The organism is Photobacterium sagamiensis (assembly GCF_050337085.1).
GTDB lineage: Bacteria > Pseudomonadota > Gammaproteobacteria > Enterobacterales > Vibrionaceae > Photobacterium > Photobacterium sagamiensis.
In genome coordinates, this window is the sequence record NZ_JAKJSP010000037.1 from 54,938 (window position 1) to 75,183 (window position 20,246).

Here is a 20,246-nt window from a genome sequence, read left to right on the forward strand (position 1 = left end):
CACAAACGTGGGCCCAAAGATAGTCCTGAACCACTCTATTGGCCTTCATCACTATCGCAGCTTCTACATCGCCATTTGTTCTTCTATAGCCAAACCACTTCAAAATGCTGAATTCCCGTGAACACTGCATCTTGAGGTAGTTTGAGTATCTGGGTACACTGCCAGTCCAGTTTCTATAAGTGTTTGCTCGAACATGTATACCCTTCGTCCTTACCAGCAAGACAGTGTCAAAGCCACCATTCATTACTTTCGGAAAAATAGCAGCCCTGCAGTATTAGCATTGCCAACAGGGGCAGGTAAAAGCCTGGTTGTCGCTGAATTGGCCCGCATTGCCAGGGGGCGAGTCTTAGTCTTAACCCATGTAAAAGAGCTGGTTGAGCAAAACCACAGTAAGTATGAAAGTTATGGCCTGAAAGCTTCAATCTTTTCTGCCGGTTTAGGTCGTAAAGAAACGGACCGTCAAGTGGTATTTGCCTCCGTGCAATCTATGGCCAATAGCCTGGAGCAATTTGCGAATGAGTTTTCTTTATTGGTCATCGACGAATGCCACCGCGTTCCGGATGATGAAAACAGTGCTTATCGCCGGGTTATCTCTCACCTGCAGAAAATCAACCCGGGTATTAAGATCCTTGGCCTGACCGCGACCCCTTATCGCTTAGGCATGGGCTGGATCTATAAATACCACACCAGAGGGCAAGTGAAGACTGAGCAGGAACGCTTCTTCAGGGATTGTATCTTTGAACTCCCTATTCGCTATCTGTTAGATGAAAACTTTCTGACGGAACCTAAGGTCATGGATATGGCAGTCATCGGCTATGATTTTTCCAGCCTGACACCTTCTGCGTCCGGACATTATCGTGAGGCTGATTTAGATAACGTTATAGAAAAATCGAGCCGGGCTACACCGATGATCATCGAACAGGTTATCGATTATGCAAAAGAACGTCGCGGAGTAATGATTTTTGCATCAACGGTAAATCATGCCCAAGAGATCATGGGTTACTTGCACAACGAAAATGCTGCATTAGTGGTAGGTGATACGCCTCTTGATGAACGCGATCGAATTATCAATGCCTTTAAACGCCAGGAGATTAAATACTTAGTCAATGTATCGGTACTCACAACGGGATTTGATGCTCCCCATGTCGATTTAATCGCGATTCTTCGCCCGACAGAATCTATCAGTTTGTACCAGCAGATTGTCGGTCGCGGACTCCGGCTGTTTAAGGGCAAAAAAGATTGTCTGGTTCTGGAATACGCGGGAAACTGTTATGACTTGTACCAGCCAGAAGTCGGCGATCCTAAGCCCAACAGCGACAGCGACGTCATCATGGTGCCCTGCCCTGCCTGTGGGTTCAATAACAGCTTCTGGGGAAAATTAGATCCTGCAGGATTTCTGGTTGAACATTACGGCAGACGTTGTCAGGGCTATTTTGAGGATGATGACGGCGAACGGGAAGAATGTGGCTATCGCTTCCGGGCCAAGTATTGTGAAGTGTGTGGCGCCGATAATGATATAGCTGCGCGTCGATGTCACCAATGTGATGCGGTAATGGTCGACCCTGATAAAAAATTACGGGATGCACTGAAGCTCAAAGATGCCATGATCATGAAATGCGTTGATTTGCGCCTTGAAGCCGGGAAAAATAAATTCGATAAGCCTCAGCTTAAAGTCATTTATATCAGCGATGAAGGATCTGAAATCAGCGAGATCTGGCCGCTGTCGACAAAGACCCAAAAATCAGCCTTTTTGAAGAAATTTATTAACCCCCATCTGGTCGATCGTCATCGCCCTTTCACCGATACTGCGCCAACTAAAGTAGCCAATAATGAACACCGGTTGCGTCCACCGGAAATCGTGATCACCAGAAAGAGCGGCCGTTTTTGGGTCATTCGCGATAAACTGTTCGATCTTAACCAGTACAAGAAAGAGTAATACCAATCGGTATAAACGAACACATCAGGCCGGTGCCTTTCCAGACAGAATGCTGGCAATTCACCCGCTTGTACGTTGATTTTTCTAATTAATTCAAGAAGACAACTATTAGCCTTGCTAAGACTTGACCTGAATGTTAGAATCCGCGCTCGTTTTTACGACATTGAGTAAGGTCGCATTACTCAGTGAAATTAAGAAATTAAAGAGTATTTAATATGAAAATTGAAGCAATTGTACGTACTGACCTAGGTAAAGGTGCGAGCCGCCGTCTACGTCTCGCAGAAAAGTTCCCAGCAATCATCTACGGTGGCGAAGCAGCTCCTGTTGCAATCGAGATCCTACACAGCGATATCATCCACCAGATGGATAAGCCTGAGTTTTACGAAGGTCTTGTTCTAGTGATTGATGGTCAAGAAGTTAAGGTTAAGCCGCAAGACATCCAACGTCACGCGTTCAAGCCAAAAGTTGAGCACATGGACTTTAAACGCATTTAATTGCGAGTTCATACTCAATCAAAAAGCGCCTAACGGCGCTTTTTTTGTTTTTGGACTATATATTTTCAAATAGGGTTCCGAGCATGACACGAAACAGTCAGAAAAGGCTCTGTTGAGAATCGTCTTCTGATATTGATTCTGCCGACTCCTTCTCTGCTCTTGCTTGTCTGATCATTCGAAGATAGCGCTGACGACATAAACGAATCGTATTGCGCTGCTGATCGGGTGTCATGTTTTGCCAGTTAAATCGTTCATCCCGGCTTCTCATGCAACCCCTGCAATAACCTCGCTCATCAACCTGACAAATACCAACACAAGGGCTGGGAATAGAAAAAAATTCAAGTTGTTCCATATCTCCCTCCCCCCCCAAATATAATAATTATAATAGTCTAAATCTTATACCGGTTGGTATTAACCACGCACGCGTTTATAGCGCGCATTTCCTCACAACGCATTGATGACTGGTTATGCACTTACCTTGCTAAACCATGCTGAATTCTGATACTGTTTATACCCAAAGCACCTCGGTTCTTGAGGTGGTTTGGGTATAAGGTTATCAGGATTGGTAACCATCAATAGTAGTTCGTGTCGTCTGTTTAATTATCAGACTCTATAACCATCAACGCACTACACTCACCAGGAGGGAACCATGGATTTTTTTGTACCATCGGCGTCTAGCCCAGCTCAAGCAGAATCCGTTTTTACGTCTATTGCTCAGCACATTTCTGCCCCATCTCAGTCTCAACGTATTCATAGACTTCAATGGCTGCATGAAGGCCAAGTATGTACATGCGAAATCGGTCAGCCTCTACCAGACGTCTTCCGTACTAAAGAACAAGTACTGGCTATTTTTGATTGTGGTAACGTATTTAAAGTATGCACCCCTCATCGTGGTGCAATAAAATTTGACCCAATCCATGCGAGCAAATCAGCGGTAATTGATGTCGAGTTTTTCGATTAACGGGCTCTAATCTTTTTAATCAAAAAACGCGCTAATTAGCGCGTTTTTTTGTCATACCTATACTGCTTCAGAATAGCCCCAGCTGTGGGGCTGTGATTTCATCAAAACTGCGTCCGATAAATGGCAGAATCCCATCAGCGACTGGCTTCAATTGTTTATCTACATAATGGTTGTAGTCAACAAGGCTGGTTAACGCCTCTTTCGGTTCGGGGCCATTTACTGTGATCAGGTACTCTATCCAGCCGCCATTTTGATACTGTAACGGCCTGCCCATTTTTTCATTAATGTCATCTGCCATACGAGCTGCACGAACATGAGGTGGTACATTTTTCTGATAGTCTGACAGGTTACGTCGTAACCTCTTGCGGTAAACAAGCTTCTCATCAAACTCGCCGGCATTGGCTTTTTCCACATAATCACGAATATATTCTTCAACATCTTGATCGTGGAAAATTTTATCGTACAGGACTTTCTGAAAGTCCTGAGCCAGCACAGTCCAATCAGTACGGACTGTTTCGAGGCCTTTAAAAATGATCGTTTCTTTATCACCTTGCCAGACTAATCCCGCATAACGTTTCTTAGAACCAGTATCAGAACCCCGAATAGTAGGCATCAAAAACTTGTGGTAATGCGTTTCGTATTCAAGTTCAAGGTAGCAATCGAGATTATATTCTTCACGAAGGTGTTCTTGCCACGCTGCATTGATCACGACAACCAATTGATTACCAACCGAATCGGCTTCATCTTGGGTATGACTTTTACCTAAATGTACGAAGACCGAATCAGTATCACCGTAGATAACGGTGTAGCCTTTTTCTTCGATCATATCTTTCGTGCGAGATAGTACTTCATGCCCGCGCATCGTAATTGATGATGCTAAACGGTGATCAAAGAATCGGCAGCCAGATGAGCCTAAGACACCATAAAATGAATTCATGATGATCTTGATGGCTTGTGAAAATGCTTTATCGCCATCGCGCTTAGCTTGATCGCGTGCAGACCATAAATCCTCGATCATTTGGGGTAAGAAATGCTTCTCACGATGAAAACGCCCGCCGCGAAAACCAGCAATAGCCTGGTTATTGTCTTTCCCTTCATTCAATAGTAGCCCTTCCACCAGCCCCATAGGGTCGATGCGGAATGAGCGGATAATCGAGGGATACAGTGATTTAAAATCCAATACCAATACCGAGTCATAAAGGCCCGGTTTTGAGTCCATAACGTAACCGCCGGGGCTTGCGATCCAGTTATCACTCTCAAGGCTAGGGGCAACATATCCCGCCCTGTGCAATTGTGGTAAATAAAGATTGGTAAATGCCGCGACAGATCCGCCAACCCGATCTAATTCCACACCGGTTAAACGGCTGCGCTCCACTGCAAAATCGAGCAGATGGGTATGCTCAAAGATCCGGGTAACTAGCTTGCAATCCTGCAGGTTATATCGAGCTAGCGATAGTTTATCGTGCCTGAACATCTGGTTGATTTCAGCCATGCGATCATGCACGTTATGAATTTGCTTGCCTTCGCCCAACAACTCTTGGGAAACAGATTCAAGTGACCAGGAGCGAAAGTTATAGGTTGCGGTTTTCAGGGTATCGATACCATCAAGAACAACCCGCCCGGGTATGGTAATAAAGCCCTGGTTAGGATTTTGTGTAGACTGACGCCAGTGCGGTATTTGCTTACCACGACCGATCCTCAGGCTCAGTTTGTTCCACTCAGCGCGCTTTAACAATAAACGGAAATCAAAGTCGATAACATTCCAGCCAATGATGAGGTCGGGATCAAACTGAGAAAACCAGGATTCAAGTGCCAGCAGCAGTGCTTTCTCTGAATCGACCCACTGGATCCATGGCTCATCATGATCTTCAGGCTTTGGCTCACCCACCATGATGACGCGGCTATCCACCTCGCTATGTAAACCAACCGAATACAAAATTCCTTTTTCTGAGCATTCAATATCTAACGACGCCACGCTTAATTCAGGCAGATAATCAGCAGCCTTGGCTTTAACTTGCGTATATTCAACATAGCCCAGTTTTTGCTTAGGCAAACCCGTAAACACCATTCCACCGCGGATAAAGCGCTCCATCAGAAAACGATCGGCCAGTCGTATATCGGTTTCAAAACCATCCAGTCCCTCGGCAGCAAGAATTTGTGATATTTGTAAGCTGTCGCGAACCGTATGGGTATAACAAGCATGAACAGGTTTATGTTGAAAGTTCTGCAGCGACACCTCCCGCCACTGCACCTGGAGATTAGCAGCACTAAAGGCTTGAGCGGCCTGTTGCTGCTCTTCCAGAGGGATAAAACACACGGGTTTATCACCATGAATAACTAAACGACAGGGACCTTGGTCAGTTTTAACCCATAGCACGATCTCCGTCTGACCGTGAGAATCGCGACTTTGTCGCGTTAAAACAAAACCTGTTAGGTGAGTTTGCAAATAAGCCTCAAAAGCATCAATGAAGAAAAAACATAGCGACTCATCCTATTGAGTCGCTATCGGACGAAACGGTAAAAAGGTGAACAGTTAGATTAGCCAATTTTACGGTCTATCTTCTCAAACTCTGCCACTATCCAGCCTCCAAACTGATCAAGAAGAAAAAGCGCTGCACGCTTTGGCACTTGAGTGCCACTAATAAGGGTAAATAACCGCTCAATTTCAAGGCTTTTGTCAGGGTAATATTTTAAGAAAGCCTCTGCGCAACCTTCTGACGTATGGGCCCACCGTTTTTCTCGATGCATCACAAGTGAAAAGCAGCTTCGAAGCATTTTCTTCGCGATATGCTGGCAATACTCAAGGTAATTACTGACCACTTTCGTCTTCATAATCTTCTGGCGGTAAACGGCCAGTTCATCTTTGATATCACCATTAAAAGCCTTCGCCACATCCCAGCTTGGTTCAAAGCAACCAAAACGCGTCGACAGATCTTCGCCATACAAACAGAGACAACAGTGCTTTATCCAAAAGCCCCACTTAAAAATGGCATCAAGCGAGAGTACTTCCGATAAATATCCGACTTTAATCTCAACCGAAGGTACATCGGTATGATAGGTAGATATTCGCCACTTTATTGTATTGAGCAGCGACTGCTCAGAAACAGTGAGGGGCCGATGCAAAATTAACGTCAGATTCAGATCTGATTGCCCTAATACTGCTTCGCGGCGTGCGATGCTGCCAAACAGATAAATACTATGCAGCGATGCCCCAAATCCAGCTCGCAGCTGCTTAACGGCATCTAACAAGACGGGTACATATTCCTGTTGAAAAGGCGTTTTGCCATCTAATACGGGTAACGCTTTCACCACTAGACTCTTTCTCTCTGTTGCTGTGTTTTTGTAACAAAAACTGGCTTTTTTTTGCGACAAAACAACTGATACTTAATGTTACCGCTATTCTACCAAATCTAGGACTCTGTTGACCAAACAGATTCACCTAGTACCTAAACACAGTGAAGGTGATTGATTAAAACAGTCGAAGTCCGTCATCCCAGAAACCGCCAAACACTGAACTTGCAAGCTTTCTCAAAACTCACCTGGCGGTTATCAGGGATCCATCATGCACGGAAGGTTCAGTGGACTGTGGATCCCCGATAATCGCTACTGTAAATCCAATCGATAATGAAAAGATCAACATTAAGCGATTTCGAGGATGACGATGGTTTGGCTTCATCGATTAAAAACTAATCTGTTCAATCAATCATAATTAATGAGTCAAGGTACTAGCTTACTGAACGGTGTTCTGATCTCTCAACACTACATTTTACTCAGCGAGATACCCACGGCTAAATATCTTAATAAAGTCAAAAAAAGAGGCTGCGTTTCCCAGAAATATCTCGCTCCCCCTACCTCGCCACCATAAAGCATGTTCTAATATCCCTTCACTCACAAACCAGAGATATATGTAATACATGGATACATCAAACCTAATTTCTTTTGACGACGTTATTGACGCGGCTTACGACATCTTCCTTGAAATGGCACCAGAAAGCCTAGAGCCTGTAGACGTTATTCTTTTTACTGCTCAATTTGAAGACCGTGGTGCTGCTGAAGTCGTTGAAACACGCGATGATTGGGCTGGCCATGTGGGTTTTGACGTCGATAAAGAACTCTATGCCGAAGTACGTATTGGTCTGATTAATGAAGCAAACGACGAACTTGACGATGTCTTCGCAAGAATGTTGATTAGCCGCGATCCTGAGCATAAGTTCTGCCATATTTTATGGAAACGCGATTAAAATCGTATTTCTAGAAACTAGAAACTAGAAACTAGAAAAGCAATAAAAAAGGCGATGTAGAAATACATCGCCTTTTGTTTAATTCAAATATTATTCTAAGCTAATACGGGCGTATCGGGCTGTTGGCTACGACGAACCCAAAACAGGCTTATTACTACCAGAACAGACATCACGGTTAGTACCGCACCGAGGCTAAATTGATCCTCTGCACGCATGAATGCTGCCGCTAACGTCGCAATACCGGCCCCCAGATTCTGCAATCCCCCAAGCACTGCTCCTGCAGTACCGGCATGTTGAGGAAAAGGCTGAATAGCTGCTGTTGTTGCTGCCGGGAACAAGACACCCGCACCAATGAAATATATAAACGCGCCACCAATCAATGAGCTTACGGTAACTAATCCCGCCATACCCGGGATCAGAATAGTTAACGCGCCTGCAATAATCGCCAGCATACCTACATTCATCACACGAGTATTACCAATTCGCTTAACCATAAAGGCCGACAGCCATGCTCCAGCTAAATAGCCCGGTAATGGTAAAACAAATAACCAGCTAACTGTTTTCGGATCCAGTTTTAGCACGCTGCCCAGCAATACCCCCGCTGCAGCTTCAAAGACAGCAATCCCCGCAAACGTTGCAATCAGGCAGAGCACATAGCCCTGAAAACGACGATTGCCCAGCACATAGCGATAGCTAACCCACACACGCTCATAACGACGATTTTCTACGGGTAGTGTTTCAGTAAACATAGCCATCATTGCAACAGTCACAACAGCGCCGAATACCAGTAAAAAAACATAACTCGCAGTCCAGTCAAACATTGATGACAGGTAACCACCTAATACCGGTGCAATAAGCGGAGAGAAAATGACGCCCATACTAACCAGGCTGTTTGCTTTGTGAAGCGCCGCACCATCATAGCAGTCACGGGTGACAGTTCGACACATCGCCCCGCTACAACCCGTACCTGCCCCTTGAATAAAACTTGCCAGTAAGAAAAACTCAAATGAAGTGGCAAACAAGGCACCCACAGTACCCAGCAAAAAGATCACCATTCCCACAATAATCACTGGACGACGGCCAACACGATCCGAGAGCGGTCCATAAATAAATTGAGATAAACCATACGGGATTAAATAAGCAGCCATAACGGCCTGTAGATATGACGATTTAACAGCAAAATCATGTGCCATCGCAGGAATGGCTGGTACATACATAGTTTGCGTCATCTGGCCGGCAGCAGCCAGAATGATAATTAAAAATAACAACTTTGCCATTTTAGCAGAAGAAGATTGCTGAACCACAACCTATACCCTCACAACAGAACAATATAAAGGAAATTTACGAGCATTTGATAAAATCCGCCCATGAGCAGGATATAACTCTGCATATATAGACGCAGCCAATAAATAAGACTAGGTTACATGTGATATGGAGTTTCTAACTCTGCTTCAAGAGCGATGATAGTAATTGTGAAATGATATTCAAGCAAGAAATTAGCGTGCCATTAAGCACGAAACTTTATTATGATTTGGATTAGAAAAAGTAATGGATAATTGTGAGTGATAGTTAAATAGATTGCCATAAATAGAAAAGCCCCGAACACTCGGGGCTTTTCTGTTATTCAATATTTTTTACGTTTCCGCTCAATCAAGTACTGCGTTCAGAGCATAACGTTGAATAGTGACAAATTCTCAGTCGAAATTGAATCGGTGTTTACCATGACTCGCTTTTATTTTCAGATAACTTTCATTACCGTCTTTAACGTGTGTTTTGGTGCCGACTACTTCAACGATTTTGATCCCATTGTTTTCAAGATCGTGAATTTTTTTCGGATTATTGGTAACCAAGCGGATCTCATTAATCCCGAGTGCATTTAGCATCAGAGCAGCTTCAGTGAAATCACGTAAATCATCACCAAAACCAAGGTGATTGTTTGCCTCATAGGTATTCATACCCTGGTTTTGCAGTTCATAAGCATCGATTTTATTGTACAAACCAATACCACGGCCTTCCTGACGCAAATACAGGATGACACCACCGATCTCGCCCATTTTTTCGATGGTTTCATCTAACTGTTCACCACAGTCGCAACGAGAAGAGTGAAATACATCACCGGTTAAACACTCAGAGTGCATGCGTACCAATGGTGCTGCTGCCTGCTTGTCTGCATCATGAAAAATGATTGCAACATGTTCTTTGCCAGATTCAAGGCCATTAAAAGAAAGCAAATCTGCTGGAATATTACTCTTCAAGCCGACTTTAAAAGGCACTCTCGCCCTTACATTAATCATTTTGTTCCTAAGTACTTCTTAATGGCCCTCTGGGATCAGGGTCATTTGGGTTAGTAGAACTTGCCAATTAAACGTCAAAGCACACTTTAGTACCTTAACTCACATCCCAAGAAGGCTGATAATCTTCACCAAACACCCAAATATCGTAATAGCATGATTCAAATCACTTTGTACGACAGACAGGCATTCCTCTATCTTACCTAGATGATATCTAAAATTATTGCACTAAAACAGCACTTCAACACTAAGGTTATTCTCTCAGAACAAGTTCCGGTACCTATTCCTGTGTTTCAGGATAGCAATGATAATTGTTATATTATAACAAAACAATGGTGAACTCATTATGCAACAGGCATCAAAGAATAAGAACCATCATGCTACTCAGGCTTCAGGCCATATTTCTTCTCCCACTCAGGATGCAGGAATACACAAGTGGATAAAAGAGTAAAACAGATAACTGCGACCATAATAATAAACATTCTGACCCAATCGTCCCCCATCATTAAGCGCGTTGACAGCATCTGATATGTCGATTGCATCCAAATCAATGAAGCCCCCAGCAAGGCAACTTGCAATGTGCGTGCAGCCCAGCTTTTCTTAATACAAAGCAATAACGGTGCAACCGCCAATCCAAGGCAAACAAAGACATCACCTGCACGCAAAAAATGTGCTCCGAGTACCCATAAGCTGATCACCACAGGCAACATTAATCTTATGTTTAAATACATTGGTCGTACTTGCATTTCACTACTCCCGGATTTTAAGTTGCAATATATATACACCTTTGGGTGTCAAAAAGGAATCTTGTTGTTGTCAGCCAATATTTCTTGAATGATTTCAGATACACCGATTGATCACACTTCTGCAAATATACCATCTCGCCTTACAGTGAGAATGATAAAACCGATCAAAAAAGCTCTCAATTTAGCCAACTACACTTTTTATTGCTCCGCTTTAATTGTTATTTGTGAAAAAACATCTAAAATTGCCCGAGTTTGATCACTTGTTCTGACAATGATTTTAACAATCAGCAGATCAGGTTAGTCCCATTCCGTCTTACAGCAAGATTGTTGCTGTACTTGACACAGTAAAGGAAACATCATGATTCAAGTTGTAGGTCACAAAAACCCTGATAGTGATAGCATCTGTTCAGCACTTGTCGGCGCTGAACTTCTTAAGGCTCGTGGCCTGGAAGCTAAAGCCGTTCGTCAAGGCGAGCTAAACCGAGAAACGCGACACATTCTAGAGCAAGCTGGTGTAGATCAACCAGAAATGTGTACTGGCGTAGCCGGTCAAAACATCTGGTTAGTAGACTATTCTGACCTTGCTCAAGGCCCGGATGATATTGCTGATGCTGAGATCTTGGGTATTGTTGATCACCACCGCTTGGGCGATGTAACGACAACCAACCCACTAGAAGCTTGGATCTGGCCAGTTGGTTGTACTTGTACCATCATGTTCAACCTGTTCAAAATGGAAAATGCCGAGATCACTCGCCCACTAGCGGTTCTGATGATGTCAGCAATCTTGAGTGATACTGTTGGCTTTGCTTCTCCTACTTGTACTCAAAAAGACCAAGATGCGGTAGCAGAACTGGCAACGATTGCTGGTATTGAAGATCTTGACGCTTTCATCAAAGATCTGTTAATTGCAAAAACAGATATCGACGGTCTTTCTGCCTCTCAGCTGGTTGAAAAAGATCTTAAAGCTTACCCATTCAACAACCGTGACGTTGTTGTTGGTCAGATCGAACTTGCGACTCTTGAGCAAGTTGACAGCATGATTGATGAGCTGAATGCTGATCTTCAGCGTCGTTGTGATGAAGATGGCCTGGCAATGGCTGCCTTAATGCTGACTGATATTACGACCAGCACAACACGTCTGCTATTCAAAGGTGAATGGAATGCAACCTTAGAGCAATATACTGACAATGGTCTGCTGATGATGGAAAACACGCTAAGCCGCAAGAAACAAGGCTGGCCTTGGCTGCAGAAAGTTCTGGCGTAATAACAATCACTTATTTATGCCCGTCCATTGAAAAGGAACGCGATTGCGTTCCTTTTTGTTTTGGGAGCTGTTGTTTTATTTAAAGTTTTTTATTTCTCATGGTGACCGTTGATTTCACTAAGCCTTGTTGTTTCATTAAGCGCTGCCGCAAAATGTTCAACAAACTGTCGGCCAATCAGTTTGCCTTCACGGTAATCAACTTCCAGATCATCTTTTTCGCTCAGTAACGCTCTGCTGCGCAAATTTTTCTCAGGCGCAATTTGAATCACCTTTAACCCTTCAGGAGGCTGAACCAGAAATTCATCTACTTCACGACAAGTCTGATAGTAACGAGCAAGCATCTCAATCACTTCGCTACTTTTCCCCTTACCTGTTATAGCCAAAAAGCGTTCGATATTGTCGGAACTAAACCATTTCCCACTGTCACTATTATTTTTCTCCGGCTCGGTTAACTCAGATATTACCTTTTGCTGTTCTTGTTGGCGCTGATGTTCTTTTTTAACAACCTTATCGTTCCAACCCCCCTTCCACATCTCAAAGCGCTGGGTGAGATCGTTGTGAATTGACTTAAATTTATCCAGCGACTCGTTCAGACTAAGCTTTTCAATATATTGCGGCAGGCTAGTTTCAATTTTTTCTCGCCAATCATCAAATACCCCAAATCCATCATCGCTATTTTCAAGCGGTTGGGTTCTTACCACAACAACAAGGTCTGCTCCGCGCTTCCAGGCTTCTTGAACAGGGACGGCTGCACTTACACCGCCGTCAACCCATTCCAAGTCTTGTAAGTTGACTGGCTGGTTATACAACATGGGAATTGCACACGTCGCTCGAAGCACCTCCTGCCAGTTTTGTTGATACATAGGCAGATAAATATCTTGTAAGGTATCTTTACGGGTAGCGCAGGCAAACGCCTGGCGATATTGTAAATTTCGCCGTGCAGTCACAATATCGAGTGGCGTCAGCCCTTCAGCCGATATCGTATCCAGCGCCCAGTCTAAATTCATCGGCTTTTGTTTACTGAGGTACTTATACAGATTGAAAAACTCATTATCTGTCGTGTAATTGACAATGAAATTGTAGCCAAAACTGGACTGACGGCTAATAAACGAAGAGAGGTTGAGCGCACCGGCTGAAGTGCCAATATACAGTTCGAACGGATCAAATCCGGCCTCAAGAAAGGAGTCAAAGACACCTGCAGTAAATATCCCCTTCTGGCCTCCCCCTTGCACAACTAGCGCTATTTTCTTTTTCCGCCCACTATTCAGTTGGGTAGAAAATGCGTTTACCGTTTGTAAATCAAAGGCACTTAAGCTGAACGGCAGATGATTCGTCATAGTCTACTCACGTTAAAAATTACGAGGACATACTGTCGACAGAATAACATCTATTACTAAACAGAAACGGAACGAAGCATATAAAATTAACAGGTTACGCAATAATTGCAGTGAGACCAAATCCAATCAAGATTGTAAATGTTACAACTGCTGCAATAATTGCAAATTTGAGATCTTTATCCATGCCACACCCAACCATAACAACAACCCAACATCACGATAACTTTAGTTTAGGGTGACTTCAAGATTCTCACTAAATTAAATGCGAGATTTTAGGATAACTGTCACAATTAAACATAATATCGGAACTGAAAAATGAGAATAAAACGATGAAGTTATCAGCATTACCATTCACTTCAGGATGTATTCTATTCGCCTTCGTCTCTACTTATGCTCTTGCCGATAACCCTATCTTCGTTACGCCTTATATTGGCTATACCTTTTCTAATCAGGTAAAAGATGAAAATGGCATAAAACTTCAACCTGAAAACGACCCACATATAGCAATGGCCGTAGAAACAAATGTCGAACCAGGCCGTGTGGGACTTTTTTTAAGCCACCAACCCACAGAAATGAAAGGGCTGGAAGGAGATGGCTCCTTTACTTACTTACATTTCCAAAGCTCTCTGCGCTATGAAGCGATGACAAAACTAGACGCTTTTTTCGGTGCGAGCCTGGGCGCAACCTTTGTCGATGGTGATTGGTCTGAAAACAGTGCCTTATTCTCTGGCGGTTTATTCGGCGGAGCTGAATACAAAATGAATAAAAATGCTAAAGTTGTTTTTGAAGGTCGCTGGTTAGCAAACTTCATCGACAGCCATACAACCGCTATCTGTCACTTACCATCAGGAAACCAAACCTGCCACATAATCGTCGATTCAAAAATCCTCAGCCAGGTCCAAACCAATATTGGTGTTAGCTWTTCTTTCTAGTTACCAATTTATATAGCCTTTTAATACTATTTCAGACCCTACCTGCTAGTTTTTGTCTATTTTACAGTCATTTTTGCAAGTGCTTCAAAATAAAATTAAAACCTGCTATTTACTCAATAGGCAGTGATTAATACCGCCTTAGCATCCTCACACGGCCATATTTGGCAACCCATAGAGTAAAAAACCAACCGTTAACACTGCAGCTCAACATCATTAACAAACGCACACTCTATTGCTTTACAATTTATCTCTGGTTAATCTCATCTCATTACGTGGTCTATCAATCCATATTCCACGGAGCAGGACGATGAATTAGAGAATTTATCTCTAATAAAATTTAGTTTCATAGAGAATAGCAGTACATAAGGAGATGTTTATGAAACGAGAACAATGGGGTTCCCGTACCGGATTTATCTTAGCTGCCGTTGGCTCAGCCATCGGTCTTGGTAATATTTGGCGATTCCCGTATATGGCTTATGAAAATGGCGGTGGCGCATTTTTTATCCCTTACCTTTTTGCCATGATTTCCGCCGGTATTCCTTTTATGATCATGGAATTTACTCTCGGTCATAAATTACGTAGTGCAGCTCCTCGCGCATTCTCTAAGCTGGGTGGCAAGCTCGAATGGCTGGGTTGGTTCCAGGTATTCATCGCCGCAGTTATTGCCGTCTATTATGTAGCGGTCATTGGCTGGGCTATCTCTTACCTTGGATTTTCATTCACCCAAAGCTGGGGGGCAGACACAAATGCCTTCTTCTTTAGCGAATACTTACAATTAGGTGATAACTCTCCAACTAAGTTGGGCAACCTGCAGACGCACATTGCAATTCCAATGATCCTTGCATGGGGTATTACTTTTGCAGCTATCTTTACCGGTGTTAAAGGCGGTATCGAACGTGCAAGTAAGATCATGATGCCCCTGCTATTTATTATGGTGGTTGGCTTAATCACTCGGGTCGTGTTCCTGCCGGGTGCACTGGACGGTCTTAACTATCTGTTCCAGCCAGACTTCAGCAAGATTACTGATCCAAGTGTTTGGTCAGCTGCATACGGTCAGATCTTCTTCACCCTGAGTGTGGGTTTCGCCATCATGATTGCTTACTCAAGTTATTTGCCAGAGAAATCTGACATTAATAACAATGCGTTCATGACAGTATTAATTAACTGTGGTTTCTCTATCACTGCTGGTGTCCTTATCTTCGCAGTATTGGGTTACATGGCTCAAGATCAGGCAAAACCTCTGACGGAAGTGGTTTCCGCGGGTGTTGGTCTGGCCTTTGTTACTATTCCCGCAGCAATTAATTTACTGCCTGCGCCATACATTCTTGGTCCGCTGTTCTTCTTAGCACTGGTTGTTGCAGGTCTGAGCTCACATATTTCAATCATTGAAGCGGTAACCTCTGCAGTCATTGACAAGTTGAATTGGTCGCGTAAGAAGGCAGCTTCTATCGTTTGTGGTGTCGGCTTCGCAGTATCCATGGCATTCGCAACAAGCGGTGGTCTGTTACTGCTTGATTTAGTTGATTACTTCATTAATAACGTTGCACTGCTAGCAAGCTGTCTGGTTGAACTGGTTGTGATTGGCTGGTTACTGAAAATGGCTGATATTCGTGAATATGCAAACAACGTCTCTGAATTCAACATTGGTAAGTGGTTCGAAGTTTGTATCCGCTTCCTGAGTCCGGCAATGTTAGCACTGATCCTTGTCACTAACCTTTCAAATACCTTGACCGACGGTTACGGTGGCTACGAAATATCTGACTTATTACTACTTGGTTGGGGACTGATTGCAGCAATGTTTGTAGCCGCTGTTATCATCAACCTAACATCCAAACCACAACGCCAGCTGGAGGGTTAATTATGACAACAGGTGCAATTATCATGATGCTGTTTGGCTTTGGTATTACCTGGGGTGGCGCAGCTTACTGCATCTCCTTAGCAATGAAGAAAAACGGCAAGTAATTCAAATTAGTGAATCTTAGGATTAGCTAATTACAATAAAGAGGCTCATTGAGCCTCTTTTTATTTATCTTGATATCGCGACTCTTTCAACCTGACCACTAGATTCTCTGTCCATAATACAGTGATCTGAATACGAAAAAATTTCTACTGCCATAACAAGAAAACGATCGTTAACACCGATAATTGTTAGCCACGAATCATTCCCGTAAAGAATCATTTTCTTTTTGACAATCATCCCGTTACAATCATCGCACAAAAATCAATACTGACATTTCAAGGATAGGCAATGAAGTTACCTGCTTTAATTCTTTCACTCGTACTGCTTCCGAGTACTGCATTCGCTTCAACTGGCAGTTGCGAGAGCGATAAATATCACCAGTATGTTGATGCATCGCTTAGTTGGTATCAAAGTCTGGTTGATTTGGCTGTACAGAAAGATGAAGGCCTTAAAAATGTCGGGGAATGGTTTTTAGAAGGTCGTAAACATCACTTCGAACTCAATCGCGAAGCCGTTGACTGGTATTTAGATAATGACAAAAGTCGCTTAGACTTGTCTCAATCCGTTGAATCTTGGCTACAACTAACTCAACACGACGTAAAGAAACTGTCGCAGCAGCAAGATGAGCTCGGTGTTTATGCGAAGAAAGCGTTTGAAGATCGCCAAAGTAAACCTCATGCAAAAAACTATGAGCTTCGTAGTGCATTTGCAGAGCTTCTCACCCATCCGGGTAACATTGATAAGCCGCTTAGCGCCTATAACGAAAAAATGACAAAGATCGCTAACATCGAATGTAAATAATACCAATCAGAATAATTATCCCGATTGGTATAACACATTCACCTGCGAAGCTCGTCGATATTTATCTATCCCGTTTTATCGACGAGAGTTTGCCTCTTCATTAATAGTCCGGCATAGCTCTCAAAAACCTGTAAAACGGCCTGTTTTCAGACAAGATAATTATTTTACAATTTACTGACATGCCATATTCTGCAATTATGTATAAGTTCATATCTTACCGGCTAACCATCTGAATAATTACAATAAATATTATGTTTTTTCACAAGGAATCAAAATGAAGCCTCTTTACTTAGGCCTGCTCATCTGTCTGGCCTCTGCGCCTGTTATGGCTCAACCTGGTCAAAAATGGCAACCTGGATTTAGCGGCGATATCTCCCTGCTTGCGGGGTTTACCCAAACGACTTCGCAGTTTAATACTGACAACGAAATAACATCCTCACTGTCGCAGTCTGGTGAAAAAAAGACCGAAGCCCTGATTTCCCCTTTGGGCTCGGTGCAATACACCTTCAACAGTGCAGATAAACAGCTATTCTTTGGAACAAGTCACTCCGATGTCGCTTTAGGCCGTTTCCACGTTGAATTAGGTTACCGTCAATCACTTCAACAAAACGGTATTATCAGTTTCAGCTATGTACCCGGCCTGCTTAGTCAGAACACATGGCAGGATCCCTATCTCGAAAATCAGCCTCGTAAAAAGACCGATTCAAACATTCAGGGCTTACGCTTTCAGTATGACAATATTTTAGGCTCTGACTTTTCTGTCGAAGTCGCAACTGGTCAGCAAAAAATTGATAATGAAAAAAGTGGCCAAGGTAATTTTACTCCACAAGAGCAAGCGTTATTAGAAAGAGAAGGTAACATCTTGTATCTGGAAGGTGCTTATCGCTACCCCATCAGCGCTAAACGCTTTTTGCGCAGTGCTTTGAACTACACCCGCATAGATGCAGATGGAGAAGCGATGGCTAGTGATGTTTACGGTGCAGAAATAGGTATTATCCAGTTATTGCCAAGCTCAAGCCTTGCGCTTACCTTGAGCTATGATCTTGCCCATTTTGATGGTAACAACCCGGTATTCGACCAACGTCAGCAAGATGACCGCTGGGGGGCTTTCCTTGCCTACGCATACAACAAACCATTTGGCTGGAATAATTGGGGGCTGGTATCGTTGATCGGTTACAACAACAGCAACTCAACCATCAGTTTTTATGATGAAAAGTCACTTGTAATGACGGTTGGTGTTAACTATACATTTTGATTTCATCCAAAATTCTGATTAGCTATATCAATACTCTCACCTGAGTTTGTTAAGTATTTTCTATATCAATGTGGAAATTTTTCGAGACATCGATACCAAATTCCATTAAATTAGCAATAATTTGCGGAAGTTAACCGAAAGTACCAATTTATTATGGCAGTGGATAACAGAAAAGCCGATGCGTCGTTAGAATCTTTGCATCGCATTTTTACAGTGCCGGAAGCACCCGAATCAACCTTAGGATTGATTGAACAAAAAATTTCGCAGAACCTGAATGAGTTTCTGCGTACCCATATTGCAGCGAGTGAAAAACCGCTTGCTGAGATTGAAAAGGACTTCTCTTCTGCTGATATCCCTGAAAGTCCAACCTTCGTTTCCGATCACACCCAATTTTTACTGAATAAGCTGGTTGCCCAATCGGTGCATACTTCTGCGCCGAGTTTTATCGGTCACATGACCTCAGCCCTGCCTTATTTTCTGATGCCTTTATCAAAAATCATGATCGGTCTGAACCAAAACCTGGTTAAGATTGAGACATCAAAGGCATTCACCCCATTGGAACGCCAGGTTCTGGGAATGATGCATAACTTAATCTTCAATGAAGACGAGAGTTTCTATCAGCAATGGATGCATAGCGCTAACCACTCTCTCGGGGCATTTTGCTCCGGTGGAACGATCGCAAACATCACTGCGCTCTGGGTTGCCCGTAATAACGTATTGAGGCCTGACGGCAAATTTCGTGGTGTTGCTCAAGAAGGACTATTCCGGGCAATGAAACATTACGGCTATGACGACCTGGCAGTGCTCGTTTCTGAGCGTGGCCATTATTCCTTAAAGAAAGCCGCAGATGTACTGGGTATTGGTCGCGACTGTGTTATCCCGGTCAAAACGGATGACAATAACCGTGTCCGTCTTGACGAACTCAGAGCCACACTCAACTCATTGAAAGCGAAAAACATTAAGCCGTTCGCGATTGTGGGTGTAGCAGGCACCACGGAAACAGGCAATATTGATCCGCTTGATCAACTCGCAGACATTGCTGTTGAGCATGACTGTCATTTCCATGTTGATGCCGCTTGGGGCGGTGCGACTTTAATGTCGAATAAGTACCGCCCGTTACTTAAAGGAATAGAGCGCGCTGATTCGGTAACGATTGATGCCCATAAACAACTGTATGTGCCGATGGGTGCGGGTATGGTGATTTTCAAAAATCCGGCTTCAGTGGCTGCGATTGAGCATCATGCCGAATATATATTACGTAAAGGGTCGAAAGATCTGGGTAGCCATACGTTAGAAGGATCGCGGAGTGGCATGGCCATGCTGCTGTTCGCCAGCATGAACATTATTAGCCGCCCAGGATACGAAATGCTGATCAACAACAGTATTGAAAAGGCCAAATACTTTGCTGAACTGATCAGGCAAGACGCTGATTTTGAACTTATCACAGAACCTGAATTATGCCTGCTGACCTATCGTTACGTGCCAGCAGAAACACAAAAAGCCCTTCAGCTAGCAAATACTGGAGACAGGCTTATATTACTAGAAGCTCTGAATGATCTGACCAAGTTCATTCAGAAAAGACAGCGTGAGTCAGGAAAATCCTTTGTATCACGTACACGTCTGACACCAGAGAAGTGGGGTCACAAAATTACCACGGTTTTCCGTGTTGTATTGGCTAATCCTTTAACGACAAATACCATCCTGAAAAGCGTACTTGAGGAACAAAAAGAGCTAGCTCAAGAAAGCCTTCATAGCATGCCTCAAATACGTCAAATCACTGCACGCATTTTGCGGCAATAAACGCCGTATTTTTGAACTAAATAAAGCCTGACCAATGTCTAATGCCGATCAGTTAAGGATCAGTTGAACGATCCTATGAGGCTGACATAATCCGGAATCAGTTAATGATTCCGGATTTTTTTATGCAACTTTCAGATGCTCTTGCCTCCGTTTCCCTTAACAGCCGTACTGACTTTCAAAGTCTTGCTGATGTTCTCGATCCTGCTCTTATCGAACAAGGCTTGAATC

Annotated in this window: 19 protein-coding genes; 11 read left to right on the forward strand and 8 right to left on the reverse strand. The window is 43.4% G+C overall.

The window, feature by feature from the left end; all coding sequences use genetic code 11:
• The first annotated feature begins 193 nt into the window (after positions 1-193).
• Together radD and rplY are read left to right on the forward strand one after the other, a co-directional pair.
• Positions 194-1,936: a DNA repair helicase RadD gene (radD, locus tag L4D76_RS18000; RefSeq protein WP_428442267.1), complete on the forward strand. Its 1,743-nt coding sequence runs from the start codon at positions 194-196 to the stop codon at positions 1,934-1,936.
• A 215-nt stretch (positions 1,937-2,151) separates the two neighbouring features.
• Positions 2,152-2,430: a 50S ribosomal protein L25 gene (rplY, locus tag L4D76_RS18005; protein ID WP_428442268.1), complete on the forward strand. Its 279-nt coding sequence runs from the start codon at positions 2,152-2,154 to the stop codon at positions 2,428-2,430.
• A 97-nt stretch (positions 2,431-2,527) separates the two neighbouring features.
• On the opposite strand, the gene L4D76_RS18010 is transcribed toward rplY, so the two are convergent.
• On the reverse strand, positions 2,528-2,782 hold the full coding sequence (locus L4D76_RS18010; protein ID WP_428442269.1) for a DUF1289 domain-containing protein: 255 nt from the start codon (positions 2,780-2,782) through the stop codon (positions 2,528-2,530).
• Positions 2,783-3,079: 297 nt separating this feature from the next.
• Here L4D76_RS18010 and L4D76_RS18015 point away from each other — a divergent pair, with 297 nt between their 5' ends.
• Complete coding sequence (locus L4D76_RS18015) at positions 3,080-3,391, forward strand: hypothetical protein (protein ID WP_428442270.1); 312 nt, start codon at positions 3,080-3,082, stop codon at positions 3,389-3,391.
• Positions 3,392-3,458: 67 nt separating this feature from the next.
• Here the strand turns inward: L4D76_RS18015 and L4D76_RS18020 are convergent, their stop codons facing one another.
• Both L4D76_RS18020 and L4D76_RS18025 read right to left on the reverse strand, forming a co-directional pair.
• Positions 3,459-5,837, reverse strand: a complete 2,379-nt coding sequence (locus L4D76_RS18020; RefSeq protein ID WP_428442271.1) for a DNA polymerase II — start codon at positions 5,835-5,837, stop codon at positions 3,459-3,461.
• 92 nt (positions 5,838-5,929) lie between these two features.
• A complete protein-coding gene (locus L4D76_RS18025; RefSeq protein WP_428442272.1) occupies positions 5,930-6,703 on the reverse strand; it encodes a nucleotidyltransferase domain-containing protein in 774 nt (257 codons plus the stop codon).
• Between the two features lie 602 nt (positions 6,704-7,305).
• Between L4D76_RS18025 and L4D76_RS18030 the strand changes: the two genes are divergently transcribed.
• Entirely contained in the window at positions 7,306-7,632 is a 327-nt protein-coding gene (locus L4D76_RS18030; protein ID WP_428442273.1) for an HI1450 family dsDNA-mimic protein, read from the forward strand.
• Between the two features lie 95 nt (positions 7,633-7,727).
• Here L4D76_RS18030 and emrD read toward each other — a convergent pair whose 3' ends face one another.
• From emrD to L4D76_RS18045, 3 genes are all read right to left on the reverse strand, one after another.
• Positions 7,728-8,909 (reverse strand): multidrug efflux MFS transporter EmrD, encoded by a 1,182-nt coding sequence (emrD, locus tag L4D76_RS18035; RefSeq protein WP_428442288.1) that lies wholly within the window; start codon positions 8,907-8,909, stop codon positions 7,728-7,730.
• A gap of 417 nt (positions 8,910-9,326) precedes the next feature.
• Positions 9,327-9,926 carry a GTP cyclohydrolase II gene (locus tag L4D76_RS18040; RefSeq protein ID WP_428442274.1) on the reverse strand — a complete coding sequence of 200 codons (600 nt, stop codon included), beginning with the start codon at positions 9,924-9,926 and terminating at the stop codon, positions 9,327-9,329.
• 377 nt (positions 9,927-10,303) lie between these two features.
• Positions 10,304-10,669 (reverse strand): hypothetical protein, encoded by a 366-nt coding sequence (locus L4D76_RS18045; RefSeq protein WP_428442275.1) that lies wholly within the window; start codon positions 10,667-10,669, stop codon positions 10,304-10,306.
• Between the two features lie 358 nt (positions 10,670-11,027).
• Here L4D76_RS18045 and L4D76_RS18050 point away from each other — a divergent pair, with 358 nt between their 5' ends.
• Entirely contained in the window at positions 11,028-11,933 is a 906-nt protein-coding gene (locus L4D76_RS18050; RefSeq protein ID WP_428442276.1) for a manganese-dependent inorganic pyrophosphatase, read from the forward strand.
• An 89-nt stretch (positions 11,934-12,022) separates the two neighbouring features.
• Here the strand turns inward: L4D76_RS18050 and L4D76_RS18055 are convergent, their stop codons facing one another.
• Together L4D76_RS18055 and cydH are read right to left on the reverse strand one after the other, a co-directional pair.
• On the reverse strand, positions 12,023-13,270 hold the full coding sequence (locus L4D76_RS18055; RefSeq protein ID WP_428442277.1) for a patatin-like phospholipase family protein: 1,248 nt from the start codon (positions 13,268-13,270) through the stop codon (positions 12,023-12,025).
• 94 nt (positions 13,271-13,364) lie between these two features.
• Positions 13,365-13,469, reverse strand: coding sequence for a cytochrome bd-I oxidase subunit CydH (cydH, locus tag L4D76_RS18060; RefSeq protein ID WP_428442278.1), 105 nt, complete (start codon positions 13,467-13,469; stop codon positions 13,365-13,367).
• A 130-nt stretch (positions 13,470-13,599) separates the two neighbouring features.
• Between cydH and L4D76_RS18065 the strand changes: the two genes are divergently transcribed.
• From L4D76_RS18065 to panP, 6 genes are all read left to right on the forward strand, one after another.
• Entirely contained in the window at positions 13,600-14,202 is a 603-nt protein-coding gene (locus tag L4D76_RS18065; protein WP_428442279.1) for a hypothetical protein, read from the forward strand.
• A gap of 376 nt (positions 14,203-14,578) precedes the next feature.
• On the forward strand, positions 14,579-16,060 hold the full coding sequence (locus L4D76_RS18070; RefSeq protein WP_428442280.1) for a sodium-dependent transporter: 1,482 nt from the start codon (positions 14,579-14,581) through the stop codon (positions 16,058-16,060).
• 2 nt (positions 16,061-16,062) lie between these two features.
• On the forward strand, positions 16,063-16,164 hold the full coding sequence (locus L4D76_RS18075) for a MetS family NSS transporter small subunit (RefSeq protein WP_107284445.1): 102 nt from the start codon (positions 16,063-16,065) through the stop codon (positions 16,162-16,164).
• A gap of 286 nt (positions 16,165-16,450) precedes the next feature.
• A complete protein-coding gene (locus L4D76_RS18080) occupies positions 16,451-16,963 on the forward strand; it encodes a hypothetical protein (RefSeq protein ID WP_428442281.1) in 513 nt (170 codons plus the stop codon).
• 274 nt (positions 16,964-17,237) lie between these two features.
• On the forward strand, positions 17,238-18,218 hold the full coding sequence (locus L4D76_RS18085; RefSeq protein ID WP_428442282.1) for a DUF2860 domain-containing protein: 981 nt from the start codon (positions 17,238-17,240) through the stop codon (positions 18,216-18,218).
• A gap of 153 nt (positions 18,219-18,371) precedes the next feature.
• Complete coding sequence (gene panP, locus L4D76_RS18090) at positions 18,372-20,018, forward strand: pyridoxal-dependent aspartate 1-decarboxylase PanP (protein ID WP_428442283.1); 1,647 nt, start codon at positions 18,372-18,374, stop codon at positions 20,016-20,018.
• Positions 20,019-20,246 lie beyond the last annotated feature (228 nt).